Genomic DNA, 24,985 nt, shown 5'->3' on the forward strand with positions numbered 1-24,985 from the left:
GCTTGTAAGCGTGCGCTAGCTTTTGAAAAATTTCGGGCGCGGCGCGGTTGCGGGCAAATTCCTACTTGCGCTCGAAGCATTTCACACATAATGCACGAGCCTCCCTTCAGATTTCGGGGCGGTGATTCGGTGATCGGTCAGTTTCGCGCGGCTCGGCGGATTTCGTTTGGGTGGTGCTCTCGGGACTCCATCGCTTTTCTTGATGTGTTTATAGGAGTCCCTTGATGGGCAACAAACTGTACGTCGGCAACCTGCCTTATTCGGCACGCGACGATGACCTCCACAATGCCTTCAGCCAGTTCGGCACCGTGGCAAGCGCCAAGGTCATGATGGAGCGCGACTCCAGCCCCCCGCGTTCCAAAGGCTTCGGATTTGTTGAAATGGGCAGCGATGCAGAAGCGCAAGCGGCCATCAAGGGCATGAACGGCCAGGACATGGGCGGCCGCAGCGTCGTCGTGAACGAAGCGCGTCCCATGGAAGCCCGTCCGCCGCGCAGCGGCGGCTACGGTGGTGGTGGTGGCGGCGGCGGATATGGCGGCGGTGGCGGCTACGGTGGTGGTGGCGGCGGTCGCAGCGGTGGTGGCGGCGGCTACGGCGGCGGCGGCGGTGGTTACGGCGGTGGTGGCCGCAGTGGCGGCGGCGGCGGCGATGGCGGTTTCCGCAGCCCCTACGGCGCCGGCCCGCGCGGCGGTGGTCGCGGCGGCTACGGCGGCGGTGGTGGTGGCGGCAACGGCGGCAACAGCGGGTACTGAGCTCGCACCCCGGCAAGCATCACAAAAAAAGGCTCCCTCGGGAGCCTTTTTTGATGGTGACGCGATGCGGACAGCCTGAGCTCATTCGCCACGCCGCTTCTTGCGCCCGCGGCCCTGCACTGCACGGTCGAACAGGGGATTGGGCAGCAGGCGCATGAGCTTGGCGACCACGCCCATCTGCCACGGAATCACCCGGTAGCTGGCGCCGGCCTCGATCGCGCGCAATGCCCGATCGGCGAAGTCCTCGGCCCGCATCAGGAAGGGCATGCCGTAGCGATTGCCTTGTGTCAGCGGGGTGTCGACGTAGCCCGGGCAAAGGGTGACGACCTTGACGCCGCTGGTGCGCAGCTCGCCGCGCAGGCTCTCGCAGTACGCCACCACACCCGCCTTGCTGGCGCAGTACGCACCGTGGCCGGGGAGGCCGCGAATCGATGCGACGCTGCCGATACCCACCAGCCGGCCGCTGCCGCGTGCCCTCATCGCGGCAACGAAAGGATGGAAAGTCGCGGCCAGACCGACGTTGTTGATCGCAAAGGTCTGCGCGAGCACGTCGAGATCGCCGCGGTCCTCGGTATCGATGCCCACGCTGATGCCGGCATTCGCGATCACCACATCCGGGACACCCTGGTGCGCGATGCAGGCGACGCCCGCCGCGACGATGCTGTCGGTATCGGCGACATCGGCACCGTAGATCCGATGGCGCTGGGCATCGATCCTGGCGGTGCGGGCCCAGGTGTCGATCTCGGCAGTGCGCCGCGCGACCAGCGCGAGGCTGTAGCCTGCTTGGTAGAAGCGCGCCGCCAGCGCCTGGCCGATGCCGCTCGACGCACCGGTGATGAACGCCAGCCGCGTCAATGCTTCGCCCCGGGCGCTGTCGCCGTAGGCATCAGCAGGCCTCGCACGCGGCCTTGCAGGTTGGCGACGCCCGTCAGGTTGTCATAGTCCAGCGAATCGGCCGTGAACTGGTCGGCACCGCGGATCAGGGTGACGGGCTTGTGCGACTTGACGCGCTCCGTGTCCAGAAAGGCATGCAGGAATTCACCGCGGAACTCCAGGCGCGGCATGCTCTTGCCGTCAGCCGAGACGGCCGCTTCGCGCACCACGATCGCGTTGCCGAAAAGCTGGATCTCGCTGCCGTCGCCGTTCGACAAGCCACGATTGGCGGTCGCGCGGGTCGTCAGTCCTTCTGGAGAAATGGAGCGCAGCCGGACCTGGTCCACCTCCATCGTGTCGTTGTCCGGATAGTGCCGGCCTTCGGTGCCGAAGAGCTCGCTGCGCAGTTCGCCGTTGGGCAGGAAATTCTTGACCACGAAGCCGCGCATGAAGAAGTCGGGCTCGTGCTTGGGCGCCTCCTTGGCCACCGGCTCGAGCAGCTTCGGCGCGTTGCGTACCAGCCAGTAAGTACCGAGCGCCAGCGTGGCCGTCAGGATGATCGGCAGGTAGATGGTGACGCGATCGAAGCCGTCCCGCAGCAGATTCCAGACCGCCTTCGCCTTCATGCCGCCGGGCCCCGCGCAACGTCCAGAAGCCGGCGGTAGTGGCCGCCGGCCGTGAGCAGCAGGTCGCAGAATTCGCGCGCCGCGCCTTCGCCGCCGCGCGCCGCGGTCACGTGATGCGCGATGGCGCGCACCTCGGCATGGGCGTTGGCAGGCGCCGCGGCAAATGCGGCGCGGCTCAGCACGGGCAGGTCGGGCCAGTCGTCGCCGATGGCGGCGGTCTGCATCCAGTCGAAGCCAAGCGCCGCGAGCATGGCCTCGGCGGCCGGCAGCTTGTCTTCGGTGCCGTAGCGCACGTGCTCGATGCCCAGCGCCTGCAGGCGCACGCGCAGCGGCTTCGAGTCGCGCCCCGTGATCACCGCCGGCGCAATGCCCGCGGCACGCAGCAGTTTGAGGCCGTAGCCGTCGAGGATGCTGAAGCGTTTGAGGGTTTCGCCCTGCTCGCTGAAGTAGACGCCGCCGTCGGTCAGCACGCCGTCGACGTCGAAGAAGGCGACGCGGATGTCCTGCGCGGCCAGCAAGGCCTCCGCCTTGAATTCGAGCGCCATCAGATGACTTTCGCGCGCATCAGGTCGTTGATGCTGAGCGCTCCGATCAGAACGCCAGCGGCGTCGACCACCAGCACGCTCGTGATGCGGTGCTGTTCCATCAGTTCGGCCGCCTCGGCCGCCAGCGCGTCGGCACGCAGCGTGCGCGGGCCCCGATGCATCACGTCGGCCGCGGTCATGGCGCGCAGATCCGCGCCGGTCTCGACCTGCCGGCGCAGGTCGCCGTCGGTGAAGATGCCGATCGCGCGGCCGTCGGGATCGACCACGGCCGTCGCGCCGAGGCCCTTGGAACTCATCTCGCGCATGATCTCGCTGAGACTGGCGCCGGGCCCGACGCGCGGCACGTCGTCGCCGGAGCGCATGACATCGCTCACATGGGTGAGCAGCTTGCGGCCGAGCGCGCCGCCCGGATGCGAGCGGGCGAAGTCTTCGGTGCCGAAGCCTCGCGCATCGAGCAAGGCGACGGCGAGCGCGTCGCCGAGCGCCATCTGCGCCGTGGTGCTGGCGGTGGGCGCCAGGTTGAGCGGGCAAGCCTCTTTCTCGACGCCGCTGTCGAGCACGATGTCGGCATGGCGCGCCAGCGTGGAATCGGAGCGCCCGGTCATCGCGATCAGCGGCACGCCTTGGCGCTTGACCACGGGCAGGATCGTGGTGAGCTCCTCGACTTCGCCGCTGTTCGAGATCGCGAGCACCAGGTCGACCGCCTTGATCATGCCGAGATCGCCGTGGCTCGCCTCCGCCGGATGCACGAACATCGCCGGCGTCCCCGTCGATGCGAGAGTGGCCGCGATCTTGCGGCCGACATGGCCGCTCTTGCCCATGCCCATGACGACCACGCGGCCCCGCACCTCGAGGATTTTCCGAACGGCAGCCACGAAGCTCGCGCCGACGCGCTGCTTGAGGCCGAGCACGGCCTCTGCTTCGATATCGAAAGTCATACGCGCCCGCGCGAGCATTGCGTCGGGTTCGGCCGCGGAGGCCAGGTCGGGGCGGGAGCTCATCGCGGGATTTTATCGGTCAAGGCCTCGGCAGTCTGAACTGAGGGGTTCACATTCAGTAGCATCGGCCCATGTCCTCGTTCGATCTCACGCTGATGTACCTACTGGCTGCGGTGATCGGCGTGGTCGTCTGCCGGTACCTCAGGCTGCCGCCGATGCTCGGCTACCTTCTGGCCGGCGTGCTGATCGGACCGCATGCGCTGGCATTCGCGCAGAACTCCGAGGGCATCCGGCACCTGGGCGAGTTCGGCGTCGTGTTTCTGATGTTCGTGATCGGGCTCGAGTTCAACCTGCCCAAGCTGCGCGCCATGCGCAAGCACGTGTTCGGGCTCGGACTGCTCCAGGTGATGCTGACGATGGCGATCGCGACCGTGGGCGCGCTATGGCTCGCCACCTGGCTGCCGCCGGCCTGGCACCTGGGCTGGCAGACGGCGCTGGCGCTTTCGGGCGCGCTCACCATGAGCAGCACCGCGATCGTCGTGAAGCTGATGGCCGAACGGCTCGAGCTCGAGAGCGAACATGGCAAGCGCGTGATGGGCGTGCTGCTGTTCCAGGATCTCGCGGTGGTGCCCTTGCTGGTGCTGATCCCGGCGCTCGGGGCGCCGCCGGAGACGATGCTGAAGGCGCTCGCCTTCGCCTGGCTCAAGGCCAGCTTTCTGGTCGCCGTGCTGCTCTACGGCGGTCCGCGCGTGATGCGCTGGTGGCTCACGATCGTCGCGCGCCGGCGCAGCGAAGAGCTGTTCATGCTCAACCTGCTGCTCGTCACGCTGGGCCTGGCGTGGCTGACCGAGCTGGCCGGCCTGAGCCTGGCGCTGGGGGCCTTCGTCGCCGGCATGCTGGTGTCGGAAACCGAATTCAAGCACCAGGTCGAAACCGACATCCGGCCCTTTCACGACGTGCTGCTGGGGCTGTTCTTCATCACAATCGGCATGTCGCTCGACTGGCACATCGTGGTGGAGCAATGGGCCCTGGTCGCCGGGCTGCTCCTCTTGCCGCTGGCCTTCAAGCTGGTTCTGGTGACGTTGCTGGCGCGCGCGCTCGGCGCAACGGCCGGCGTGTCGCTGCGCACCGGCCTCTACCTTGCCCAGGCCGGCGAGTTCGGTTTCGTGCTGCTGACCCTGGCGCAGGAGCAGGAGCTCCTGCCGTCGTGGCTCGCAAACCCGGTGCTTGCGTCGATGGTGCTGTCGATGCTCGCGACGCCCTTCATCATCATGTACAGCAATCGGATCGTGCGAAAGCTGGTGGCGAGCGATTGGCTGCAGCAGTCGCTGCAGATGACGACCATCGCGCGCAAGACCATCAATACCGCGAAACACGTGATCATCTGCGGCTACGGGCGCTGCGGGCAGAACCTGGCGCGCGTGCTGGAACGGGAGGGCATTCCGTACCTGGCGCTGGACCTGGACCCGGATCGCGTCCACCAGGCCGCCGCGGCAGGCGATTCGGTGGTCTTCGGCGACGCGGCACGGCTTCAGGCACTGATGGCCGCCGGCCTGGCGCGTGCCAGCGCCGTGGTCGTGACTTATCTCGACGTCCCGGGCGCACTCAAGGTGCTGGCCAACACGCGGGCCCATGCGCCGCAGGTGCCGGTGATCGTGCGCACGAAGGACGATCGCGATCTCGAAAAGCTGCAGGCCGCCGGCGCGACCGAGGTGGTGCCCGAAGCGATCGAAGGTTCGCTGATGCTGGCAAGCCATGCGCTGGCGCTGGTCGGCGTGCCCATGCGGCGCGTGATCCGCGTGGTGCAGGACCAGCGCGATGCACGCTACAACCTGCTGCGCGGCTATTTCCACGGCGCCGACGACGACAACGCCGACGAGCTCGACCACGAGCGGCTCAACAGCTTCACGCTCACGACCGGCGCGCGCGCGGTGGGCCAGCAACTGGATCGGGCTGCGCTGCACGCGGTGGGCGTTCGAGTGGCCAGCCTGCGCAGGCGCGACGGCAAGGCCGAGGAGGTGCGCGACGACACGATGCTGGCGGACGGCGACACGCTGGTGCTCTCGGGCAAGCCGGGTGCGCTCGCCGTGGCAATCGACATGCTTCAGAAGGGCTGAGAACCGCCGTGCAGGGCGGCCTTCAGTTGAGCAGGCTCGGATTCCGCTTCTCTTCGTCGATCTGCTGCTGGCGCCGCACGGCGTCGCATTGGGCGCTCGCCCGGTATTCGGCCTTGGCGCACTGCGCGGCCATGCAGCGCGCGCGGCCGAAGAAGCCCTGGCTCGCGCATGCCGCTTCCGGACTGGCAGGTGCGGCAGGTTGCGCCGGTGCTGCCGCCACGACCGGTGCAGGCGGAGCGACGGCGGCGGGCTGGGCTGCAGCAACTGGTGCCGCCGGCGCAGCTTTGCGTGCCCTGGGCGCAGCGGCGGCCGTGGGCTTGGCCGCTTCGGCCCGCGCAGACGGCACGGTTCGCTCCGCCGGCGGCGGAACGGGAACAGCCGGTGGCGGGGGCTCGACCACCGGCGCCTCGGCGACGGGCGCGGATACAGGCGGCGGCGCAGGCGCAGGCGCGGGCGCGGGCGCGGGGGAGGGGGAGGGCACGGGTGAGGGCACGACGACCGGCGCCGGTGCCGCGGCCTGCTGCGGCAGGGGCGGCGGGCTGGCGCTTCGTTGGCCGAACGCGTACCAGCCGCCTGCCGCAAGTACGGCCGCCGTCGCCACACCGAAGACACCCATCCCGAAGGCATTGGATTTGCGCGCGACGGGGAGCGCGGCGGCATGGAGCGCGGCTTTCGGCGCGCGTGCCCGAGCGGCGGGTGGTGGTCGCGGGAACGGCTTTGGCTTTGGCTTGGGCGCAGGCTCGGGCGCAGGAGGCGGCGCCGAGGAGGCCGTCGCGCCCATCACGACCGTGACTTCATCCGCCGCGGGCGCCGGCGACAGCGGCATGCGCTCGGTGATGGGCCACCCGTCACCGCCGGAGGGGCGCGCTTCGGCGGGTGCGGGCGCACCGGACGCCGCCGTCGAGATCAGCCTGTGGCCGCAACCCTTGCAGAATTTCGCGCCGTCACGGTTTTCCGTCTGACAGGAAGCGCACACCACGGCCATCTGTAGCAATTCCGATGCGAGAGCTTCAGGTCACCGCGACGCGCTTGGGCCGGTTGACCATCCGCTTGGCGATGACGGCGCCGAGCGCCAATGCCATTTCCAGCGCCAGGGTCGGCTGGCGGTTCGACATTTCCGAGAAACGAATGGGCGTCAGGCGCCAGACGCGCGCGGCGCCCGTGGCCACCACGTTGGCCGAACGCGGCAGCCTGGAGAAGAAGGCTCCTTCGCCGACCACCGACCCCGGATTGAGGATCGCAAGCCGCATCTGGCCGTTGTCGCCGATCAGGTGCACGCTGAGCGCGCCGCTTTCGATGAAGAAGAGCGTGCGATCGTTGGCGCCCTGGTCGATCAGCACCTGGCCGGCCGCCAAGTCGAAGGGCTGCAGATAGCTGGCCAGCGTCTCCCACTGCTGCGGATTGAAGGCCGGCGCGAAAGCGTCGTAACTCGTGTTCTGCGCGATGGCGCGGCAAAGATCCTGGATGCTCGATGACATGTTGCAAATCCTGCTGTGCGGTCGAAGTATCTGCGATCGCTCTAAATTTCGGCGACAGAAGTCACGAGCGCTAACACTTTTCGTCTACTTTCCGATACAAAATCGCGAAAAAATCACACCCAACAGGTCGTCCGCTCCGAATTCCCCGGTGATTTCGTTGAGCGCATTCTGCGCAAGACGCAGCTCTTCGGCCAGAAGATCCAGTGCCTGCGCGCGCGCTGCCAGGTGCTCGGCCGCCACGGCGACATGTTCTTCGACGCGCGACAACGCCTGCACATGGCGTGCCCGCGCGAGGTACACGCCTTCCGGCACGGCCTGCCAACCCGCCATTTCGAGCAGGCGGCGCCGGAGCGTCTCGATGCCGAACCCTGTCCTGGCGGAAAGGCTGATGCCGGTATGCGGTGCGGCCGAGGGCGCCGCGTCCTGTTTGCTCCACACGTCGAGCACCGGCACGCTCGCAGGCAGCTTCTCGCTCAGCAGGCGCACGATCTCGGCGTCCGCCTGCGCGTATTCCGGCCGCTCGGCACGCGTCAGGTCATGCAAGAAGAGCACGGCATCGGCGCCCTCGATCTGCCCCCATGCACGCGCGACCCCGATCTGCTCGACCTCGTCGGCGCTGTCGCGCAGCCCGGCGGTGTCAGCCACATGCAGCGGCACGCCGTGGATCTGGATGGTTTGCGACACCACGTCGCGCGTGGTGCCCGGGATGGCGCTCACGATGGCAAGTTCGGCCCCGGCCAGCGCGTTCAGCAGCGAGCTCTTGCCCGCGTTGGGCTGACCCGCGATGACGACCTTGATCCCCTCGCGCAGCAACGCACCCTGGCGTGCGCGCTGCTGGACCGCGCTCAGTTGGGTCTGCAGCGAGACCAGCTGGCCCTGGGCATCGGCCTTTTGCAGGAAGTCGATCTCTTCCTCCGGAAAGTCGAGCGTGGCTTCGACCAGCATGCGAAGGCGGATCAACGCGTCGCGCAGCGTGTGAATCTCCTGCGAGAACGCGCCCGAGAGCGAGCGACCCGCGCTGCGCGCCGCCGCCTCGGTGCTCGCATCGATCAGATCTGCGATCGCCTCGGCCTGCGCGAGGTCGATCTTTCCGTTGAGGAAGGCGCGCTGGCTGAACTCGCCCGGCTCGGCCACTCGCAAGCCGGCGAGCCGGGGCCGGCCGGTCGCCGGATCGGTCTCTCCGGCGGCTTCCAGGCAACGCGCGAGCAGCAGTTGCAGCACCACCGGTCCGCCATGCGCCTGCAGCTCGAGCACGTCCTCGCCAGTGAAGGAATGCGGTGCCGGAAAGTGGATGGCCAGGCCGTGATCGATGGCTGCGCCGCCGGCATCGCGAAAGGGCAGGTAGGTGGCTTCGCGCGGCTTGAGGCTTCTCGCGCAGACGGCCTCGATCAATGGCGCCACCCGCGCGCCGGACACGCGCACGATGCCGACCGCGCCGCGGCCCGAAGCCGTGGCGACGGCGACGATCGGATCGGTAGTGCGCGCCAGCATGGGTGAGGATTCTTCAGCAAAAAGGGCCGCTTCCGCGGCCCCTGTTCGAAATCGGCACTCGGACGCCGCTATTTGCCCAACACGCCCAGGCGCTTGTTGATGAACCACTGCTGCGCGATCGACAGCACGTTGTTCGTGATCCAGTACAGCACCAGGCCGGCCGGGAAGAAGACGAACATCACGCTGAACGCGAGCGGCATGATCCACATCAGCTTGGCCTGCATCGGATCGGGCGGCGTCGGATTGAGCCAGGTCTGGAACAGCGAGGTCGCGGTCATCACGATCGGCAGGATGAACCAGGGGTCCGGCGCCGACAGGTCCTTGATCCAGCCGATCCAAGGCGCGTGGCGCATCTCGACCGAGGACAGCAGCACCCAGTAGAGCGCGATGAACACCGGGATCTGGACGAGGATGGGGAAGCAGCCGCCCATCGGGTTGACTTTTTCCTCGCGGTAGATGCGCATCATCTCCTGCTGCATCTCCTGCGGCTTGTCCTTGAGCCGCTCGCGCATCTCCATCACCTTGGGATTGATGGCCTTCATCTTCGCCATGCTGGCGTAGGCCTTGGCGTTGAGCCAGTAGAACGCGGCCTTGAGCAGCACCACCAGCGCGACGATAGCCCAGCCCCAGTTGCCGAGCATGCCGTGCAGCTTGTCGAGCAGCCAGTACAGCGGCTTGGAAATGATCGTGAAGATGCCGTAGTCCTTGACCAGCTCCAGTCCCGGGGCGACGGCTTCGAGCGTCTTCTCGGCCTGGGGACCGACGAAGAGCTCGGCATCGATCGCCTTGCTGGCGCCCGGCGCGACCGGGCCGGCCGAAGTGATCATGCCGACCGCGTAGAGGTTGGTGTCGACCTTGCGCGCGAAGAGGTCGCGCTGGATGCCGTCCTTCAGCAGCCACGCGCTGGCGAAGTAGTGCTGCACCATCGCCACGTAGCCGTTGGTCGATTCCTTGACGAAATCCGCCTTGTTGTTCTCGATGTCCTTGAACTCGATCTTCTGGAACTTCTTGGCCTCGGTGTAGACGGCCGGACCGGTGAAGGTCGAATAGAAGGACGACTCGCCCGGCGGCTTGTTGCCGTCGCGCACAAGCTGCAGATAGAGCTGCGGCGACACCGGTGCCGTGCCGGTGTTGACGATCTCGTGGCGCACGGTCATGTCATAAGAGCCGCGCTTGAGCGTCCAGGTCTTGACCAGCTTGACGCCGCCCAGGTCCGGCGATTCGAAGCGCAGCGCCAGCTCGTTGGCGCCGTCCTTCAGCGCGCGCTCGCCGGTGAAGGTCATCGGCGTCTTGTGCGTGGGAAAGGCGCCGCCGATCAGGCCGGTCTGCGCCACATAGAAGCGGTTCGGGCTCTGGTCGAGCAGGATGAAGGGCTTGTCCTTCTCCGTCAGGTCGTCGTGCTGGATGAATTCGCTCTGCACCAGCGAGCCGCCTTCGGTATCGAAGGTCAGCTTGAGCACATCGGTGCTGACCACGACTTTCTCGCCCGCCGCAGGCGCCGCTGTCGTGCCGCCCGGGACGGCCGCGGCGCCGGTGCTGTTGCTGCTGCCGGGCGCCGCAACGCTGGCCGGCGGGACGGCGCTCGGAGCCGCGCCGGCGGGCGCGGCCGCGGGTGCCGTCGCGCTCGCGGGAGGCTTGGTCGACGGCAGGAAGGTGGGGTTCCTGCCGTTGTAGACCTGCCATTGGTCCCACAGCAGCACCAGCGAGAAGCCAAAAATCACCCACAGGATGGTGCGGCGGATATCGTTCATGAAGAAGACTTCTTGTCGTCGGAAGAAAGAAAGGAGAACAGCGAGCCCGAAGCCGGGGTCTGGCGCTGCGCCTTGGGAGGAACCGGATCGTGGCCGCCCTGGCACCAGGGCTGGCAGCGGACGAGGCGGCGCAAGGTGAGATAGCTGCCGGCGGCTGCGCCGTGCTGCTCGAGCGCGTCGATGGCGTAGACGGAGCAGGTGGGCTCGAAGCGGCAGGATGAACCCAGCCAAGGGCTCAGCAACAGGCGGTAGGCCTTCACGAGGCCGATCAGCAGGCGCCGCATCATGCGCGCGCCGCGGCAGCCCGCTCCAGCAGTTGCTGGAGCTCGGCGCGGACGGCGGCCTTGAGCTTGTCTGACGTGGCGCTCACGAATTCCTTGCGATCGAAAGCCGAACGCAGGCGCACGACATGCGCAGCGGGCGGCAAGGAAGCTTCGGAGGCGGCGCTCACTTGATAGATCTGGCGCTTGATGGCGTTGCGGGTGACCGCACGGCGGGCCCAGCGCTTCGGGACCATTGCGCCGAGCCACACGTCCTGCGTTTCAAACAGAGGCGTGGCATCGGACTGCGCATCGAGCGCGCAACGGTGCAATGCGAAGTGGGCGGTGCGCGCCACGGTGGCACCTGCGAGTACGGCCTGGAATTGCGCGCGGGTCTTGAGCCGCTGCATGGGAGCCAACCGCAAAGCGCCGACGAACGATGACGGCGGCAGCGGTACGACTGGCAACGGTAACTGCAGACGCCGTTAGACGGCGAGGCGCTTGCGGCCCTTGGCGCGGCGCGCGTTGATCACGGCACGGCCGCCGCGGGTCTTCATGCGGACCAGAAAGCCGTGGGTACGGGCGCGGCGGACTTTGGATGCTTGGTAGGTGCGTTTCATGATGGTTTTCCTGATTGACCCGGAGGCCGATTTTCCGACCCAGGGGCCCGGGGGAGTGCTGAATACCCCGAAACACACAAAGAGGTTTTCAGGGAAACCCGCGATTATCGCAAACATTCTGTCGAACAACAATCCAGGGCCGGTTTCACACCGTTTTCGCGCTCGCCGCAACGGTGTGGATAAGGTTTTGACAAGTTAGAATCGACGGCCCATCACGGGTGCGACTATCCACAACACCAAAACGAAAAAATGGCCGAGGGACACACCACCTTTCAGAGCGCCCATGCCGAGTGACGGCGTCGGTGACAGCCTTTGGCAGGCCTGCGTCGACCAGCTCGCGCAGGAGCTGTCCGAACAGCAGTTCAATACCTGGATCAAGCCGCTGACCGCCAGGGTCGCGGACGATCTTTCGCGCGTCACGGTCTTCGTCGCCAACCGCTTCAAGCTCGACTGGATCCGGGCCCAGTATGCCGGCAAGATCGCCTCCATGGCCGAGAAGCTCTACGGTCAGCCCGTGATCATAGAGTTAGCGCTTGCTCCTCGGGAGATCGTTACCAGGCCTGTCTCGATGGCCATCGTCTCCGAGACCGATGTGCCGCGCGACGTGGCCGGCCCGGGCGAGGACCTGAGCAGCGCCGCGTTCAAGAACCGGCTGAACTCCGGCCTGACTTTCGACACGCTGGTCGAGGGCACTGCCAACCGGATGGCGCGCGCGGCGGCGATGCACGTGGCCGGCATGCCGGGCCATCTTTACAACCCGCTGTTCATCTACGGCGGGGTCGGCCTGGGCAAGACGCACCTGATGCATGCGGTGGGCAACCGGCTCCTGTCCGACCGGCCGGACGCCAAAGTTCTCTACATCCATGCGGAGCAATTCGTTTCGGATGTGGTCAAAGCCTATCAGCGCAAGACTTTCGACGAGTTCAAGGAGCGCTATCACTCGCTTGACCTGCTCTTGATCGACGACGTCCAGTTCTTCGCCAACAAGGATCGGACGCAGGAAGAATTCTTCAACGCCTTCGAGGCCCTGCTCGCCAAGAAGTCGCACATCGTGATGACGAGCGACACCTACCCCAAGGGGCTGGCGGACATCCACGAGCGGCTGGTCTCGCGCTTCGATTCCGGCCTCACCGTCGCGATCGAGCCGCCCGAGCTCGAAATGCGGGTGGCGATTCTGATCAACAAGGCGCGCGCCGAAAGCGCCGAGATGCCCGAGGAAGTGGCCTTCTTCGTCGCCAAGAACGTGCGCTCCAACGTGCGCGAGCTCGAAGGCGCGCTGCGCAAGATCCTCGCCTACTCGCGCTTCAACCAGAAAGAGATTTCGATCGCGCTCGCGCGCGAAGCATTGCGTGACTTGCTCTCGATCCAGAATCGCCAGATCTCGGTCGAGAACATCCAGAAGACGGTGGCCGACTACTACAAGATCAAGGTCGCCGACATGTATTCGAAGAAGCGCCCGGCATCAATCGCCCGGCCGCGCCAGATCGCGATGTACCTGGCCAAGGAGCTGACCCAGAAGAGCCTGCCGGAGATCGGCGAGCTGTTCGGCGGCCGCGACCACACGACGGTGCTGCATGCGGTGCGGAAGATCTCGGGCGAGCGCCAGCAGCTCACCGAGCTCAATCAGCAGCTGCACGTGCTCGAGCAAACCCTCAAGGGCTGAGGAATGAGCGTCATCGCAGATTCACGAAAGCCTGTCAAAGGACAACTCTGGGGACAGTTCCGGCACAAGCTGCAGCTTGTCCACAGCCGTCGTGCGCAACCCGAAGTTGTCCGCCTTTGCACGACAGCAGCGAAGCGCGGCTGCGCACAGCCAGCCGGCTCATCCAAGTGGCTGTCGGGAAAGCGGAAAATCGCCCTGTCCACAGCTGAGGGCGTCCCTTATCTACTACTACTAAGTTGAATTAAAGAAATAAGGAAGAGGTAAGACACATGATCGTTTTGAAGGCAACACAAGATAAAGTCCTCGCCGCGCTGCAGTCGGTGGCGGGCATCGTGGAGCGGCGCCACACGCTGCCGATCCTGGCCAACGTGCTGATCCGCAAGACCGGCAGCAACCTGCAGCTGACCACCAGCGACCTCGAGATCCAGATCCGCACGCACGCCGAGCTCGGCGGCGACGAAGGCAACTTCACCACGACCATCGGCGCGCGCAAGCTGATCGACATCCTGCGCACCATGCCGGCCGACCAGACGGTGAGCCTCGAGTCAAGCGCCAGCAAGCTGGTGCTCAAGGGCGGAAAGAGCCGCTTCACGCTGCAGTCGCTGCCGGCCGAAGACTTCCCGCTGGTGCAGGAATCTGCCAGTTTCGGCCCGGTGTTCAGCGTGCCGCAGAAGACGCTGAAAGACCTGCTGAGCCAGGTTTCGTTCGCGATGGCGGTGCACGACATCCGCTACTACCTCAACGGCATCCTGTTCGTGGCCGAGGGCAAGCAGCTGAGCCTGGTGGCCACCGACGGCCACCGCCTGGCCTTCGCATCGGCCATGCTCGACGTCGAAGTGCCGCGCCAGGAAGTCATCCTGCCGCGCAAGACGGTGCTCGAGATGCAGCGGCTGCTGTCGGACGCCGAGGGCGCGATCGAAATGCAGTTCGCCAGCAACCAGGCCAAGTTCAGCTTCGGCGGCATGGAGTTCGTCACCAAGCTGGTCGAGGGCAAGTTCCCCGACTACAACCGCGTGATCCCCAAGACCCACAAGAACAGCGTGACCCTGGGCCGCGCGCCGCTCCTGGCCAGCCTGCAGCGCACCGCGATCCTGACGAGCGAGAAGTTCAAGGGTGTGCGCCTCAACATCGAGCCCGGCACCCTGCGCATCGCTTCGAACAACGCGGAGCAGGAAGAAGCGCAGGATGAGCTCGATATCGACTACGGCGGCGACGCCATCGAGATCGGCTTCAACGTGACCTACCTGATCGATGCGCTGGCCAACATGGGCCAGGACATGGTGAAGCTGGACCTCGCCGATTCCAACAGCTCGGTGCTGATGACCATCCCCGACAACGCGTCGTTCAAGTACGTCGTGATGCCGATGAGGATTTGAAGCGCGAGCCCGCGAAAGACGGCGCCTGGCGCAGACACCCGCGGCATTCCGCGGGTTTAGTCTTTCAAGAGACGTAGAAAACCTGGTTCCCGAGAGAGAGAAAGATCCTGATGAGCGAAGAAAACAAGCCGGAAGTGCCGCACACCGAGCCGGTTTACACCCCCGAGATCGACAGCGCGATCCCGATCGAAGTGACACCGGCCGCGGACAACTCCTACGGCGAAGGCTCCATCACGATCCTCGAAGGCCTGGAAGCCGTGCGCAAGCGTCCCGGCATGTACATCGGCGATACCTCCGACGGCACCGGCCTGCACCACCTCGTGTTCGAAGTGGTCGACAACTCGATCGACGAAGCGCTGGCGGGCTATTGCGACGACATCGTCGTGACCATCCACACCGACAACTCGGTCTCTGTCACCGACAACGGCCGGGGCATCCCGACCGGCGTGAAGATGGACGACAAGCACGAGCCGAAGCGCTCGGCGGCGGAAATCGCGCTCACCGAACTGCATGCCGGCGGCAAGTTCAACCAGAACAGCTACAAGGTCTCGGGCGGCCTGCACGGCGTGGGCGTGAGCTGCGTCAACGCGCTCAGCAAGATGCTGCGCCTCACGGTGCGCCGCGAAGGCAAGGTGCACACGCTGGAGTTCAGCAAGGGCTTCGTTCAGAACCGCATCGTCGAAGTGATGGGCGGCGTCGAGGTTTCGCCGATGAAGATCACCGGCGAAACGGAGAAGCGTGGCACCGAGGTGCACTTCCTGCCCGATGACGAAATCTTCAAGGAAAACGCCGATTTCCACTACGAGATCCTCAGCAAGCGGCTGCGCGAGCTGAGCTTCCTGAACAACGGCGTGCGCATCCGCCTGCTGGACGAGCGCACCGGCAAGGAAGACGATTTCTCCGGCGCCGGCGGCGTCAAGGGCTTCGTCGAATTCATCAACAAGGGCAAGACGGTCCTGCACCCCAACGTGTTCTATGCGATGGGCGAGAAGCCGGCCGACACCTACGGCGGCATTCCGGGCACGCACATCGGCGTCGAGGTCGCGATGCAGTGGAACAGCGGCTACAACGAGCAGGTGCTGTGCTTCACCAACAACATCCCGCAGCGTGACGGCGGCACCCACCTGACCGGCCTGCGCGCAGCGATGACGCGCGTCATCAACAAGTACATCGAAGAGAACGAGTTCGCCAAGAAGGCCAAGGTCGAGGTCACCGGCGACGACATGCGCGAAGGCCTGTGCTGCGTGCTCAGCGTGAAGGTGCCCGAGCCCAAGTTCTCGAGCCAGACCAAGGACAAGCTGGTGTCGAGCGAGGTGCGCGCGCCGGTGGAAGACATCGTCGGGCGGCTCCTCACCGACTACCTGCAGGAACGCCCGAACGACGCCAAGATCATCTGCGGCAAGATCGTCGACGCCGCGCGCGCGCGCGAAGCCGCACGCAAGGCGCGCGAGATGACGCGCCGCAAGGGCGTGCTCGACGGCATGGGCCTGCCCGGCAAGCTGGCCGATTGCCAGGAAAAGGACCCGGCGCTGTGCGAGGTGTACCTGGTGGAGGGCGATTCCGCCGGCGGCTCCGCCAAGCAGGGCCGGGACCGGAAGTTCCAGGCCATCCTGCCCTTGCGCGGCAAGATCCTGAACGTCGAGAAGGCGCGCTACGAGAAGTTGCTGACCAGCAACGAAATCCTGACCATGATCACCGCGCTCGGCACCGGCATCGGCCGCGCGGGCGCGACCTCGGCGGGCGGCGGCGCCGACGACTTCAACGTCGCGAAGCTGCGCTACCACCGCATCATCATCATGACCGACGCCGACGTCGACGGCGCCCACATCCGCACGCTGCTCTTGACCTTCTTCTATCGGCAGATGCCGGAGCTGGTCGAGCGCGGCCACATCTACATCGCGCAGCCGCCGCTCTACAAGGTGAAGGTCGGCAAGGAGGAGCAGTACCTGAAGGACGGGCCGGCGCTCGACGCCTTCCTGCTCAAGGTCGCGCTCAAGGATGCGAGCGTCGAAACCGGCGGCGACAAGTCGACCACCCTGAGCGGCGATACCCTGGCCGAGCTGGCACGCAAGCACCAGCTGGCCGAGGCCGTCATCGCGCGGCTGGGCGTGTTCCTCGATGCGGCGGCCCTGCGCGCGATCGCCGATGGCGTGTCGCTCGACCTCGACACCACCGCCGGCGCCGAAGCTTCGGCCGTGGCGCTGCAGAACAAGCTGCGCGAACTCGACGCCGCGGGCGTTCCCGCCGAAGTGGCCAGCGAGTTCGACGTGCGCACCGACAAGCCCCTCCTGCGCATCAGCCGCCGCCATCACGGCAACATCAAGAGCAGCGTGATCACGCAGGACTTCGTGCACGGCGCCGACTACGCGGCGCTGGCTGCGGCCGCCCAGACTTTCCGTGGCTTGCTGAGCGAAGGCGCCGTCGTCAAGCGCGGCGAGGGCGATCGGGCGAAGGAAGAAAAGGTCAACGACTTCCGCGAGGCCATGCGCTGGCTGATCGGCCAGGCCGAGAACGCCACTGCCCGCCAGCGCTACAAGGGCCTGGGCGAGATGAACCCCGCGCAGTTGTGGGAAACCACCATGGACCCGGCCGTGCGCCGCCTGTTGCGCGTGCAGATCGACGACGCGATCGAAGCCGACCGCGTGTTCACGATGCTGATGGGCGACGAGGTTGAGCCGCGCCGCGAGTTCATCGAGCAGAACGCGTTGCGGGCGTCGAACATCGACGTGTAATTGCGAACCCGGCGCGCGGCCGGGTTCGTGAAATACCGCATGCCGAGCCGCCCGCCGAGGCCGCTTCACGGCGCCAATCCTCGTAAACGCTATACCTAGCCCGACTCTTGCTAAGCAAAATTCCGGCGGATTGACGCCGTTTTTGGAGCGAGGACAGCAAGATGAAAGCAACCCGGTTTTGGTGGCCCACGATGGCCCTGGCTTTCCTTGGTGCATGGACTTCGGCGCACGCACTGACGACCAACCCGCCCATCCGCATGGCGCAGGGCATCGAGTACATGTGCGGCGGAAAAAGCAGCGCCGAGGCGGCGTTCATGCGCATGGTCTCGCCGCGCTGGGCTGCGACGCTGGAGTTCTCGGTCAACCGCGCCAAACCGGGCGAGGTACCGGCCGACGTGAAGGTGGTGGTGCGCGAGCGCTATTCGGGCCGGCCGGTGATGGAGGCCGTTTCGGGCGCTCCCTTCATGCTGGCGCGGCTCGATCCCGGCGCCTACGAGGTCGAGGCCACGCTGGCCGGGATCACGCTGCAGCAGCCGCTGATCGTGTTCAACGGGATGGCCTCCCGCGCGGCCTTCGTCTGGCCATCCAACGTCGATTTCGCCACCGCGACCGGGCAGCTCATGCCGGAACAACAAGCCGCGGCCCGCACCAGCGACTGAGCGCTCTCGCAGATTCAGCTTCGCCTAAGTCTTGCCGCCCATAGTCCGGGCGTGGAGTGCACATGCCTGGCCTCCACCGAACTCATCAATCCGAGCAAGGACACGGCAATGAAGAACACAACCCGGATCTGGCGGCCCGTGGCCGCCCTGGCACTCGGTGGCGCGTCGCTTTTCGGCGCACTGGCGGCGCATGGGGCCTACAACCCGCCCATCCACATGACACACGGCATCGAGTACATGAGCGGCGGCATCAGCAGCGACGAAGCGGCATTGATGCAGAGCGTCGCGCCGCGATGGCCGGCGACCTTCGAATTCGCGATCAAGGACGGCACGCGCGCGGATTTCGCCGCCGACGTCTCCGTGACCGTGCGCGATGCCGCCGGCCGCGACGTGCTGGCGCACGTGATGGCGGAAGGCCCGTTCATGGTGGCGCGGCTCGAGCCCGGACGCTACGAGGTGGAAGCCACGCTGGCCGGCCGGACCTTGAAGCAGGCGGTCGAGATCCGCCCCGGCAGTCCGACCCGGACGCTCTTCCTGTGGCCCGCCGGCACGGACGTGAGCGCGCATTCGTGATTCCGCGGATCCTCGAGAGCCGCGGCCTTTCGGCCCACATCCTGCCGACCTCGGCCACGATGATCGGCGTCTGCATGACGGTGCTGTCGATCGGCCACCTGCGTCCTGACGGCCACTCGCGCGTGCTGATCGACAAGCTGCTCGCTTTCGACGCGCTGATCTTCCTGGCGAGCGCGGTGCTGTCCTTCGTGTCCATGCGTTCCCGGCATGAAGGACCGCGCCATGAACGCCGCGCAGAGCTGCTGTTTCTGGCCGGCCTCGCGATCCTGGCGCTGGGTGCGGTCGCGATCGCCTTCGCCATCGACTGAGGCCATTTTCTTTGCTGGCACGCGCCTTGAATGTGAATGCGGCGGCGCCCACATGCGGTGTCCGCACTGCGCACTCTTCAAGGCCTCGATGCCGCTCCCGCCCCTGATTCTTCTCACCACGCTGCTGCACGCCTATATGGGCCTGCGGCTGCTGCCTGCGCTGGCGACGCTCACCGGCGCCTGGGCGGTGCTGCTGGCGGCGCTGGTGCTCTCGGCCGCCACCATGCCGCTGCCCTTTGTCGGTGCACGCGCCGCAGGCCGGCCGCCACTGGCCGATGGGTGGAAATGGCTCGGCCTCCTGAGCATGGGATGGTTCTCGTCGATGTTCGTGCTCACGCTGGCGCGCGACGCCGGCCTGCTGCTGACCTGGCTCGCCACCCTTCTCGGCGGCTGGACGATCGACTGGCCGCGCGGGCAGGCCTGGAGCGCGGCGGCGGTGCCGCTGCTGGCGACGCTGATCTCGCTGATCGGCTTTTTCAACGCGCGGCGCACCGCCGGCGTGGTGCGGGTCGATGTGCCGATCCGTGACCTGCCCGCCGGGCTGGACGGCTTCACCATCGCGCAGCTCAGCGACATCCATGTCGGGCCGACCATCCGGCGCGGCTACATCCAGCGCATCGTCGATGCGGTCAATGCGCTGGGCGCCGACATGGTCGCGATCACGGGCGACCTGGTCGACGGCACGGTGGCCGAACTGCGCGAGCATGTCGCGCCGCTCGCGGGGCTGCGTGCACGGCACGGCACCTTCGTGGTGACCGGCAATCACGAGTACTACGCCGGTGCGCACGCATGGATCGACGAACTGCGCCGGCTCGGCCTGCGCGTGCTGCTCAACGAGCATGTGGTGCTGCAGACGCGCAATGTGCGGGGCGCGCAGACCGACGAGGAGGTGCTCGACAGCGCGCTGGTGGTGGCCGGCGTGACCGACTACACGGCCGCGCATTTCGACGCCGCGCATGCGAGCGATCCACAGGCTGCGCTGCACGATGCGCCGCCGCTGGTGCGCACGCGCCTCTTGCTCGCGCACCAGCCGCGCAGCGCGCCGGCGGCGGCGGAGGCCGGCTACCAGCTGCAGCTCTCGGGCCACACGCACGGCGGGCAGTTCTTTCCGTGGAACCTCTTCGTGCCGCTGCAGCAGCCCTTCACGGCCGGGCTGCACAAGCTGCACGAGATGTGGGTCTACACGAGCCGCGGCACCGGCTATTGGGGGCCGCCCAAGCGCTTCGGCGCGCCGTCCGAAATCACCCTGCTGCGGTTGGTGCCGGCGGCTTGATGTTGCGCGCCGTGCCCAGGAGCGTGGCGCAGAGGCTTTCTTCCCCGTTCTCGCCGATGGCGTAGACCTCGGCCGCGCAGACGGTGAGCAGCTGGCCGGCGCTCACCACGCGGCCGCGTGCGCGCACCGCGCGGCCCACGGCGGGCGCCACGAGCTTCAGGGTGGCGTCCACGGTCGCGTTGCTCCATCCTTCGGGCAACACGGAGCCGGCGGCGGACACCGCGGCGAAATCGGCAACCGCGAAGATCGGAGTCGCCTGCAGCTGCCCCGGCCTGAAGGTGAGCGGCTCGGCGATCGGCAGTTCGACCTCGACCAGTCCCGGTGCGAGCCGCGTGAAGCGCAGGCCCAGCGTGCGCGCCATCGGCATCGCGAGCACGGCCTGTTCGATCCGTTGAAGCTGAGGGGTGCTGTTCATCTCTTGTCCTTCGAGGAGGATGGGGCGGGGGACTTCGGCCAGGGTGTCTTCTTCGGCTGCTTGCGCCGCTGGGCGCGCAGCCAGCCCGCGTGTTCGATCACCTGCGCGCGCAGGGCCTGCAGCTCGGCGATCTGCGCGTCCAGCGCGGCCACGCGTTCCTCCAGCGCATCGGTCATCCGCGCGATGCTGAGGCGGCCGGCCCGGTAGGCAGGCAGCAGTTCGCCGATCGCTGCCAGGGAGAAGCCGATGCGGCGCGCCATCGCGATGAACACCACTTCGCGCCGCATCGACTCGGGATAGTCGCGGTAGCCCGATGCGGTGCGCGCCGGCAGCAGCAGGCCGAGCCGCTCGTAGTGGCGCAGCGCATGCACCGTGACGCCGGCGCGTTGGGCGAGTTCCGAGATTCGCATCGGCCCAAGGCTAGCAAGCCTCGCGTTGCGCGAAGCTTGGAGCGGGCCGAATTTTTTCAGCCGGCGAGCCGTCGCGCGTTCGAGGCGGCCTTGGCGTGGATAGGCTTGAGCCCGCGCTGCGCGATGCGCGCACCGGCGCTCGACAGCTGGGTCATCGTGGCGACCGATCGGGTGGCCGCGCCGGCGAGCGCCCTGCCATGGGTCTCGATCTGCGCCGGCGTGGTGCTGGTGCTGAGCGAAAAGAGCGCGACGGCGCCGCCCAGCCAGTGCTTCACCGCGCGGTTGACGAGCGCGAACTGGGTGCTGTGCAACTGGTTCGCCATCGCTGCGCCCGATTCGCTCGCCGCCGCGAGCTTCTCGTGGCCCATGAGCTGCATTTCCGCCACGTCCTCTGCACTGGGCGAGAGCCCGGCCCGGGCCATGCGTTCGGTGCGCAGCTGGATCACCGAGCCCGAAGACAGCAGCATCTCGTGCGTCTTGAAGGCGACATCGACCCACAGCATGAGCGGATTGAAGAAGCGGGAAGAGGAGAAGCTGGGCGACATGGAGGTTCTGCGTGGAAAGGTCTGGCAACTATAGGCTTAGCGATGGCGGCGTGCTGCACTGCAGCAACCGTTGAGCGAATATTTCCTACCTTTTGTCACGGCGAAATGCCATTGCCTGCCGCAGGGCGCGCAGGCACGGTGTTCGCCACTTTGTCGTCGCAGGTCAAGTCGAATGCCCAACACGTCGTCCTGCGCCAAGGTTCTGCTGTGCGCGGGACTCTGGTCGCTCCTCTCCCTCGCCGCTTCCGCCTCCGAAGACCGCGCGCCCGGCTTCTATGCAGAGGGCGGCCGCGCACCGCACAACGACACCAGCACCGAATCGCTGACCGTCGGCTTCATCGTGCCATGGACGGCGCGCCAGTCCGTGCAGGGCGGCGCGGTGTCCTTCTACTGGGATCTCTTTGTGAGCCAGTGGCGCGCGCCGACCTTCGACCGCAGCGGCCATCACAACTATTCGCAGCTGGGCGCCGTCGCGGGCTGGCGCTATCGTTTCGATCGAGGCGCGTCGCCGTGGTTTGCCGAGGCGGGCCTCGGCATCACGATGATGAACGACCGCTATCAAACGCCGGACCGCAGCTTCAGCACCCGCTTCCAGTTCACCGAGCAACTTGGCATCGGCCGCAACTTCGGTGCCCAGGGCGAACACGAGCTCTCGCTTCGGCTGCAGCACTTTTCGAACGCCGGCATCAGAAAGCCGAACCCGGGCGAGAACTTCGTGCGGGTGCGCTACCTGTACCGCTTCTGAGCGAGATCGTTCTTACGCAAGATATTTGCCGGCCAGCGCGAGATCGGCCAGCCACTGCGCGTAGGCCGATTCGCGTTCGGCCGGATCACCGCGCAGCAGCGCCGACGGATGCAGCGTGACCAGCACCGGAAGCCCGCGCAGGCCGGTGTGCCAGCGACCGCGTTCGCTCATGACGGCCACGGGGCGGCCGAGCAGCGCACGCGCGGCGGTGCCGCCGAGCGCGATGAAAGCCTGCGGCCGCACCTGGTCGACCTCGCTCTCGAGCCACTGCAGGCAGGCTGCGACCTCTCGCTGCGCCGGCGTCTTGTGCATGCGGCGCTTGCCGCGCAGCTCGAACTTGAAATGCTTGACCGCGTTGGTCACGTAGAGCCGTTCGCGCACCCATCCCAGCTGTTCGGCCGCCCGGTCGAACAGGCGGCCCGCCGGTCCGACGAAGGGGCGGCCCTGAAGATCTTCCTGGTCGCCGGGCTGCTCGCCGACGACCATCAGCATGGCGCCGACGGGTCCTTCGCCGAACACCGATTGCGTCGCGTTCCAGCCGATCGGACATTCCCGGCAGACGTCGGTAGCCTTGCGCAGTGCGGCGAGCGCTCTGGCCGGATCCGTCGGCAATCGCGAGGCAGGCGGCTCGCTCGCCCGGCGGTTCATACCGCCCCGCTTCGGCGTTGCGCACGCAGGCGCTTGGCGCGCAGCTCGGTGACCGCATAGGCCACGGTGGCGACGGCGAGCGGCAGCAGGTAGTAGATGGCGCGATAGGCCAGCAGCGCGCCAAGCAGCCGGCTCTGCGGCAACTGGTGCGCGAGCAGCGCGACGAACACGGCCTCGAGAACACCCAGGCCGGCCGGCACATGCGTGATCACGCCCGCCACCGCGCCGACCAGCAGCACGCCGAGCACATGCGGGTAGGGCAGTTGCCGCTGCAGCAGAAACCAGATCACGCCGCCGATCAGCGACCAGTTGATGCAGGACATCAGCATCTGCAGCAGCGCCATGCCCAGCGCCGGCGTTTCCAGCTCATGGCCGCGGATGTTCCAGACGTGCTCGCGCGCGATCGCGCACAGCGCCAGGTAGGCCGCGGCCAGCACCAGCAGGCTCGCGCCGAGGATGCGCAGGCCGCCCTCTCCGATCTTCCAGTCCGGCGGCAGGTCCATCGGCCAGAAGCAGAAGGCCGCGCCCGCGACCACCAGGTAGCCGAGCCAGTTCGTCAGCATGCTGAAGCCGAGCACCCGCGTGATGGTGAGGCCGCCCAGGCCCAGCCGCGAATACAGGCGGTAGCGGAAGGCCACGCCGCCGATCAGCGCGCCGAGGTTGAGGTTGAAGGCATAGCTGATGAAGGTGACGCCCATCACCGAGCCGGCGCCCAGCGTGTGGCCCGTCATGTGGCGCCCCAGCAGGTCGTAGCTGCTGTAGAGCGCGAAGCTGCAGGCGGCGAGGGCGGCGCCGGCGAGCAGCATCGGCAGCGGGATCTGGCCGACCGATTCGAAGACCTCGTCCCAATCGATGGAGCGCGCCTGCCGCAGCAGCAGCCAGGCGACCAGGCCGAGGAAGGCCCAGGTGCCGATCCGCTTCGCCCAGATCCACCAGGCGTGGCGTCGCGACGGGTTCACGCCGTGTCCGTCTGCGTCGCGCCGCCGCCGCGCGGCGCGGGCGCTTCGAGTGGGTGCAGCCGCGGCGCGTGGCGCGGCAGCCAGCCGACCCAGGATGGATACCAGCGCAGCAGGTGGAAGAGGAAGAAGCTGCGCACCAGCCGCCAGCCGCTCCATTCGGTGAGATCCGAGGTCTGGATCTGCTGGCAGTGGTCGCGCACCAGGCCATCGAGCCGCTCCGACATGAGCTGGTTGAAAGCCCGGTCGCGCACGACCACATTCGCTTCCAGGTTCAGCGACAGGCTCAGCGGGTCGAGATTGCTGGATCCGACCGTGCTCCACTGCTCATCCGCCAGCGCCACCTTGCCGTGCAGCGGGCGCTCGCAGTATTCGTAGATGCGCACGCCGGCGTGCAGCAGGTGGTGATACAGCATGCTGGCCGCGGTCTTGACGATCGGCATGTCGGGCTCGCCTTGCAGAATCAGCCGCACGTCGACGCCGCGCCGCGCCGCGCGGCGCATCTCCTTGATCAGCCGGTAGCCCGGGAAGAAATAGGCATTGGCGATCACGATGCGCTGCCGGGCGCTGCGGATGGCGGCGCGGTAGTGGCGCTCGATGTCGTTGGTGTGGCGGCGGTTGTCGCGGGTGACGAACTGCACCTCGGCATCGCCGGCCGGCGCGTTGGCCTGCGGGGGCGCCGCGCGCAGGCGGCGTCTGAACCAGCCGCGCCCCTTGCCCCCGATCGCGATCGCGCGCAGCACGAAGCGGTGGATCTCGGTGACGATCGGGCCCGCGAGCTCGACGGCATAGTCCTGCTTGGCCTTGGGGCCGAAGTCCATCAGGTGGTCGGCAGAGAAGTTGATGCCGCCGACGAAGGCGCGCGTACCATCGACCACCATGATCTTGCGATGCATGCGCCGGAAGACGTTGAGCCGCTGGCCGAGGAAGCGCTGGCCCGGATCGAAGACGCGCACCTTGACGCCCGCCGAGGTCAGCCCCTCGATGAATTCGTCGGAAAGATCGGGCGAGCCGAAGCCGTCGACCAACAGGTCGACCTTCACGCCGCGTTGCGCCGCCGCCCGCAAGGCGCCATGGAGCTCCGTGCCCACCTTGTCCTCGAACAGGATGAAGGTCTCGATGATCACCTCGCGCTGCGCATGGCGGATGGCATCGAACACGCGCGGGAAGAACTGCTCGCCGTTCTCGAGCAACTCGACGCGATTGCCCGCAACCCAGCGATTGGCCATGG

At 67.0% G+C, this 24,985-nt stretch carries 27 protein-coding genes and 1 pseudogene; 10 read left to right on the plus strand and 18 right to left on the minus strand.

The window, feature by feature from the left end; translation table 11 throughout:
• Positions 1-224: 224 nt before the first annotated feature.
• Positions 225-752: an RNA recognition motif domain-containing protein gene (locus AC3A6B_RS22610; protein WP_487838890.1), complete on the plus strand. Its 528-nt coding sequence runs from the start codon at positions 225-227 to the stop codon at positions 750-752.
• A gap of 81 nt (positions 753-833) precedes the next feature.
• On the opposite strand, the gene AC3A6B_RS22615 is transcribed toward AC3A6B_RS22610, so the two are convergent.
• Genes AC3A6B_RS22615 through AC3A6B_RS22630 form a run of 4 tightly spaced genes read right to left on the minus strand, consistent with a single transcriptional unit; the run spans position 834 to position 3,797 of the window.
• On the minus strand, positions 834-1,607 hold the full coding sequence (locus tag AC3A6B_RS22615; protein WP_487838891.1) for an SDR family oxidoreductase: 774 nt from the start codon (positions 1,605-1,607) through the stop codon (positions 834-836).
• On the minus strand, positions 1,604-2,251 hold the full coding sequence (lptC, locus tag AC3A6B_RS22620) for an LPS export ABC transporter periplasmic protein LptC (RefSeq protein WP_487838892.1): 648 nt from the start codon (positions 2,249-2,251) through the stop codon (positions 1,604-1,606). Before lptC ends, AC3A6B_RS22615 begins: the two co-directional genes overlap by 4 nt.
• On the minus strand, positions 2,248-2,796 hold the full coding sequence (locus AC3A6B_RS22625; RefSeq protein ID WP_487838893.1) for a KdsC family phosphatase: 549 nt from the start codon (positions 2,794-2,796) through the stop codon (positions 2,248-2,250). The genes lptC and AC3A6B_RS22625 overlap by 4 nt, the downstream gene beginning before the upstream one ends.
• On the minus strand, positions 2,796-3,797 hold the full coding sequence (locus AC3A6B_RS22630; RefSeq protein WP_487838894.1) for a KpsF/GutQ family sugar-phosphate isomerase: 1,002 nt from the start codon (positions 3,795-3,797) through the stop codon (positions 2,796-2,798). The genes AC3A6B_RS22625 and AC3A6B_RS22630 overlap by 1 nt, the downstream gene beginning before the upstream one ends.
• 68 nt (positions 3,798-3,865) lie before the next feature.
• On the opposite strand from AC3A6B_RS22630, the gene AC3A6B_RS22635 reads away from it, so the two are divergent.
• Positions 3,866-5,851 (plus strand): monovalent cation:proton antiporter-2 (CPA2) family protein, encoded by a 1,986-nt coding sequence (locus AC3A6B_RS22635; RefSeq protein WP_487838895.1) that lies wholly within the window; start codon positions 3,866-3,868, stop codon positions 5,849-5,851.
• 22 nt (positions 5,852-5,873) lie between these two features.
• Here AC3A6B_RS22635 and AC3A6B_RS22640 read toward each other — a convergent pair whose 3' ends face one another.
• The 8 genes and pseudogenes from AC3A6B_RS22640 to rpmH form a co-directional block, all read right to left on the minus strand.
• Positions 5,874-6,467 (minus strand): hypothetical protein, encoded by a 594-nt coding sequence (locus AC3A6B_RS22640; RefSeq protein WP_487838977.1) that lies wholly within the window; start codon positions 6,465-6,467, stop codon positions 5,874-5,876.
• Between the two features lie 321 nt (positions 6,468-6,788).
• Positions 6,789-6,836 (minus strand): annotated as a pseudogene (locus AC3A6B_RS22645) (hypothetical protein); the annotation flags it as partial.
• Between the two features lie 25 nt (positions 6,837-6,861).
• Positions 6,862-7,329 carry a Crp/Fnr family transcriptional regulator gene (locus tag AC3A6B_RS22650; protein ID WP_487838896.1) on the minus strand — a complete coding sequence of 156 codons (468 nt, stop codon included), beginning with the start codon at positions 7,327-7,329 and terminating at the stop codon, positions 6,862-6,864.
• An 84-nt stretch (positions 7,330-7,413) separates the two neighbouring features.
• Complete coding sequence (mnmE, locus tag AC3A6B_RS22655) at positions 7,414-8,820, minus strand: tRNA uridine-5-carboxymethylaminomethyl(34) synthesis GTPase MnmE (RefSeq protein WP_487838897.1); 1,407 nt, start codon at positions 8,818-8,820, stop codon at positions 7,414-7,416.
• Between the two features lie 68 nt (positions 8,821-8,888).
• Positions 8,889-10,571, minus strand: coding sequence for a membrane protein insertase YidC (gene yidC / locus AC3A6B_RS22660; protein ID WP_487838898.1), 1,683 nt, complete (start codon positions 10,569-10,571; stop codon positions 8,889-8,891).
• Positions 10,568-10,858, minus strand: coding sequence for a membrane protein insertion efficiency factor YidD (yidD, locus tag AC3A6B_RS22665; RefSeq protein ID WP_487838899.1), 291 nt, complete (start codon positions 10,856-10,858; stop codon positions 10,568-10,570). Before yidD ends, yidC begins: the two co-directional genes overlap by 4 nt.
• Positions 10,855-11,241, minus strand: a complete 387-nt coding sequence (locus AC3A6B_RS22670) for a ribonuclease P protein component (protein ID WP_487838900.1) — start codon at positions 11,239-11,241, stop codon at positions 10,855-10,857. The genes yidD and AC3A6B_RS22670 overlap by 4 nt, the downstream gene beginning before the upstream one ends.
• A gap of 75 nt (positions 11,242-11,316) precedes the next feature.
• Complete coding sequence (gene rpmH, locus AC3A6B_RS22675) at positions 11,317-11,451, minus strand: 50S ribosomal protein L34 (RefSeq protein WP_007834827.1); 135 nt, start codon at positions 11,449-11,451, stop codon at positions 11,317-11,319.
• Between the two features lie 283 nt (positions 11,452-11,734).
• Between rpmH and dnaA the strand changes: the two genes are divergently transcribed.
• The 7 genes from dnaA (at position 11,735) to AC3A6B_RS22710 (ending at position 20,035) form a co-directional block, all read left to right on the plus strand.
• A complete protein-coding gene (dnaA, locus tag AC3A6B_RS22680) occupies positions 11,735-13,114 on the plus strand; it encodes a chromosomal replication initiator protein DnaA (RefSeq protein ID WP_487838901.1) in 1,380 nt (459 codons plus the stop codon).
• A gap of 269 nt (positions 13,115-13,383) precedes the next feature.
• The gene (gene dnaN, locus AC3A6B_RS22685; protein WP_487838902.1) at positions 13,384-14,490 is read left to right on the plus strand and encodes a DNA polymerase III subunit beta; all 1,107 of its coding nucleotides are present in this window, start codon (positions 13,384-13,386) and stop codon (positions 14,488-14,490) included.
• Between the two features lie 107 nt (positions 14,491-14,597).
• Positions 14,598-17,222 (plus strand): DNA topoisomerase (ATP-hydrolyzing) subunit B, encoded by a 2,625-nt coding sequence (gyrB, locus tag AC3A6B_RS22690; RefSeq protein WP_487838975.1) that lies wholly within the window; start codon positions 14,598-14,600, stop codon positions 17,220-17,222.
• Between the two features lie 161 nt (positions 17,223-17,383).
• Positions 17,384-17,881, plus strand: a complete 498-nt coding sequence (locus AC3A6B_RS22695; RefSeq protein ID WP_487838903.1) for a hypothetical protein — start codon at positions 17,384-17,386, stop codon at positions 17,879-17,881.
• 108 nt (positions 17,882-17,989) lie between these two features.
• Positions 17,990-18,454, plus strand: coding sequence for a hypothetical protein (locus AC3A6B_RS22700; protein WP_487838904.1), 465 nt, complete (start codon positions 17,990-17,992; stop codon positions 18,452-18,454).
• On the plus strand, positions 18,451-18,762 hold the full coding sequence (locus AC3A6B_RS22705; RefSeq protein ID WP_311732035.1) for a hypothetical protein: 312 nt from the start codon (positions 18,451-18,453) through the stop codon (positions 18,760-18,762). The genes AC3A6B_RS22700 and AC3A6B_RS22705 overlap by 4 nt, the downstream gene beginning before the upstream one ends.
• 88 nt (positions 18,763-18,850) lie before the next feature.
• Positions 18,851-20,035 (plus strand): metallophosphoesterase, encoded by a 1,185-nt coding sequence (locus tag AC3A6B_RS22710; protein ID WP_487838905.1) that lies wholly within the window; start codon positions 18,851-18,853, stop codon positions 20,033-20,035.
• On the opposite strand, the gene AC3A6B_RS22715 is transcribed toward AC3A6B_RS22710, so the two are convergent.
• The 3 genes from AC3A6B_RS22715 to AC3A6B_RS22725 are packed head-to-tail and all read right to left on the minus strand — an operon-like array spanning position 20,004 to position 21,405.
• Positions 20,004-20,450 carry a PaaI family thioesterase gene (locus tag AC3A6B_RS22715; protein WP_487838906.1) on the minus strand — a complete coding sequence of 149 codons (447 nt, stop codon included), beginning with the start codon at positions 20,448-20,450 and terminating at the stop codon, positions 20,004-20,006. The genes AC3A6B_RS22710 and AC3A6B_RS22715 overlap by 32 nt on opposite strands.
• Positions 20,447-20,860, minus strand: a complete 414-nt coding sequence (locus tag AC3A6B_RS22720; RefSeq protein WP_487838907.1) for a MerR family transcriptional regulator — start codon at positions 20,858-20,860, stop codon at positions 20,447-20,449. Before AC3A6B_RS22720 ends, AC3A6B_RS22715 begins: the two co-directional genes overlap by 4 nt.
• 56 nt (positions 20,861-20,916) lie before the next feature.
• Positions 20,917-21,405 carry a polyhydroxyalkanoate granule-associated phasin gene (locus AC3A6B_RS22725; protein WP_487838908.1) on the minus strand — a complete coding sequence of 163 codons (489 nt, stop codon included), beginning with the start codon at positions 21,403-21,405 and terminating at the stop codon, positions 20,917-20,919.
• A gap of 172 nt (positions 21,406-21,577) precedes the next feature.
• Here AC3A6B_RS22725 and AC3A6B_RS22730 point away from each other — a divergent pair, with 172 nt between their 5' ends.
• Complete coding sequence (locus AC3A6B_RS22730; RefSeq protein ID WP_487838909.1) at positions 21,578-22,150, plus strand: acyloxyacyl hydrolase; 573 nt, start codon at positions 21,578-21,580, stop codon at positions 22,148-22,150.
• Positions 22,151-22,162: 12 nt separating this feature from the next.
• Here the strand turns inward: AC3A6B_RS22730 and AC3A6B_RS22735 are convergent, their stop codons facing one another.
• From AC3A6B_RS22735 to clsB, 3 genes are read right to left on the minus strand one after another with little or no spacing between them, the layout of a single operon-like run.
• The gene (locus AC3A6B_RS22735; protein WP_487838910.1) at positions 22,163-22,798 is read right to left on the minus strand and encodes a UdgX family uracil-DNA binding protein; all 636 of its coding nucleotides are present in this window, start codon (positions 22,796-22,798) and stop codon (positions 22,163-22,165) included.
• The gene (locus tag AC3A6B_RS22740; RefSeq protein ID WP_487838911.1) at positions 22,795-23,757 is read right to left on the minus strand and encodes a lysylphosphatidylglycerol synthase domain-containing protein; all 963 of its coding nucleotides are present in this window, start codon (positions 23,755-23,757) and stop codon (positions 22,795-22,797) included. Before AC3A6B_RS22740 ends, AC3A6B_RS22735 begins: the two co-directional genes overlap by 4 nt.
• Positions 23,754-24,983: a cardiolipin synthase ClsB gene (clsB, locus tag AC3A6B_RS22745; protein ID WP_487838912.1), complete on the minus strand. Its 1,230-nt coding sequence runs from the start codon at positions 24,981-24,983 to the stop codon at positions 23,754-23,756. Before clsB ends, AC3A6B_RS22740 begins: the two co-directional genes overlap by 4 nt.
• Positions 24,984-24,985 lie beyond the last annotated feature (2 nt).

This window comes from Variovorax sp. Soil_C_33, from assembly GCF_057656935.1.

What these genes read in the sequence shown, in the direction of transcription:
- clsB (WP_487838912.1), bottom strand. Translation starts at nt 24,983, where the DNA reads ATGGCCAATCGCTGGGTTGCGGGCAATCGCGTCGAGTTGCTCGAGAAC.
- AC3A6B_RS22720 (WP_487838907.1), bottom strand. Translation starts at nt 20,860, where the DNA reads ATGCGAATCTCGGAACTCGCCCAACGCGCCGGCGTCACGGTGCATGCG.
- AC3A6B_RS22695 (WP_487838903.1), top strand. Translation starts at nt 17,384, where the DNA reads ATGAAAGCAACCCGGTTTTGGTGGCCCACGATGGCCCTGGCTTTCCTT.
- mnmE (WP_487838897.1), bottom strand. Translation starts at nt 8,820, where the DNA reads ATGCTGGCGCGCACTACCGATCCGATCGTCGCCGTCGCCACGGCTTCG.
- dnaN (WP_487838902.1), top strand. Translation starts at nt 13,384, where the DNA reads ATGATCGTTTTGAAGGCAACACAAGATAAAGTCCTCGCCGCGCTGCAG.
- AC3A6B_RS22610 (WP_487838890.1), top strand. Translation starts at nt 225, where the DNA reads ATGGGCAACAAACTGTACGTCGGCAACCTGCCTTATTCGGCACGCGAC.
- AC3A6B_RS22725 (WP_487838908.1), bottom strand. Translation starts at nt 21,405, where the DNA reads ATGTCGCCCAGCTTCTCCTCTTCCCGCTTCTTCAATCCGCTCATGCTG.
- AC3A6B_RS22625 (WP_487838893.1), bottom strand. Translation starts at nt 2,796, where the DNA reads ATGGCGCTCGAATTCAAGGCGGAGGCCTTGCTGGCCGCGCAGGACATC.
- AC3A6B_RS22710 (WP_487838905.1), top strand. Translation starts at nt 18,851, where the DNA reads ATGCCGCTCCCGCCCCTGATTCTTCTCACCACGCTGCTGCACGCCTAT.
- AC3A6B_RS22670 (WP_487838900.1), bottom strand. Translation starts at nt 11,241, where the DNA reads ATGCAGCGGCTCAAGACCCGCGCGCAATTCCAGGCCGTACTCGCAGGT.
- AC3A6B_RS22635 (WP_487838895.1), top strand. Translation starts at nt 3,866, where the DNA reads ATGTCCTCGTTCGATCTCACGCTGATGTACCTACTGGCTGCGGTGATC.
- AC3A6B_RS22715 (WP_487838906.1), bottom strand. Translation starts at nt 20,450, where the DNA reads ATGAACAGCACCCCTCAGCTTCAACGGATCGAACAGGCCGTGCTCGCG.
- AC3A6B_RS22700 (WP_487838904.1), top strand. Translation starts at nt 17,990, where the DNA reads ATGAAGAACACAACCCGGATCTGGCGGCCCGTGGCCGCCCTGGCACTC.
- AC3A6B_RS22640 (WP_487838977.1), bottom strand. Translation starts at nt 6,467, where the DNA reads ATGGGTGTCTTCGGTGTGGCGACGGCGGCCGTACTTGCGGCAGGCGGC.
- rpmH (WP_007834827.1), bottom strand. Translation starts at nt 11,451, where the DNA reads ATGAAACGCACCTACCAAGCATCCAAAGTCCGCCGCGCCCGTACCCAC.
- lptC (WP_487838892.1), bottom strand. Translation starts at nt 2,251, where the DNA reads ATGAAGGCGAAGGCGGTCTGGAATCTGCTGCGGGACGGCTTCGATCGC.
- dnaA (WP_487838901.1), top strand. Translation starts at nt 11,735, where the DNA reads ATGCCGAGTGACGGCGTCGGTGACAGCCTTTGGCAGGCCTGCGTCGAC.
- AC3A6B_RS22735 (WP_487838910.1), bottom strand. Translation starts at nt 22,798, where the DNA reads ATGAACCGCCGGGCGAGCGAGCCGCCTGCCTCGCGATTGCCGACGGAT.
- yidD (WP_487838899.1), bottom strand. Translation starts at nt 10,858, where the DNA reads ATGATGCGGCGCCTGCTGATCGGCCTCGTGAAGGCCTACCGCCTGTTG.
- AC3A6B_RS22730 (WP_487838909.1), top strand. Translation starts at nt 21,578, where the DNA reads ATGCCCAACACGTCGTCCTGCGCCAAGGTTCTGCTGTGCGCGGGACTC.
- AC3A6B_RS22650 (WP_487838896.1), bottom strand. Translation starts at nt 7,329, where the DNA reads ATGTCATCGAGCATCCAGGATCTTTGCCGCGCCATCGCGCAGAACACG.
- yidC (WP_487838898.1), bottom strand. Translation starts at nt 10,571, where the DNA reads ATGAACGATATCCGCCGCACCATCCTGTGGGTGATTTTTGGCTTCTCG.
- AC3A6B_RS22630 (WP_487838894.1), bottom strand. Translation starts at nt 3,797, where the DNA reads ATGAGCTCCCGCCCCGACCTGGCCTCCGCGGCCGAACCCGACGCAATG.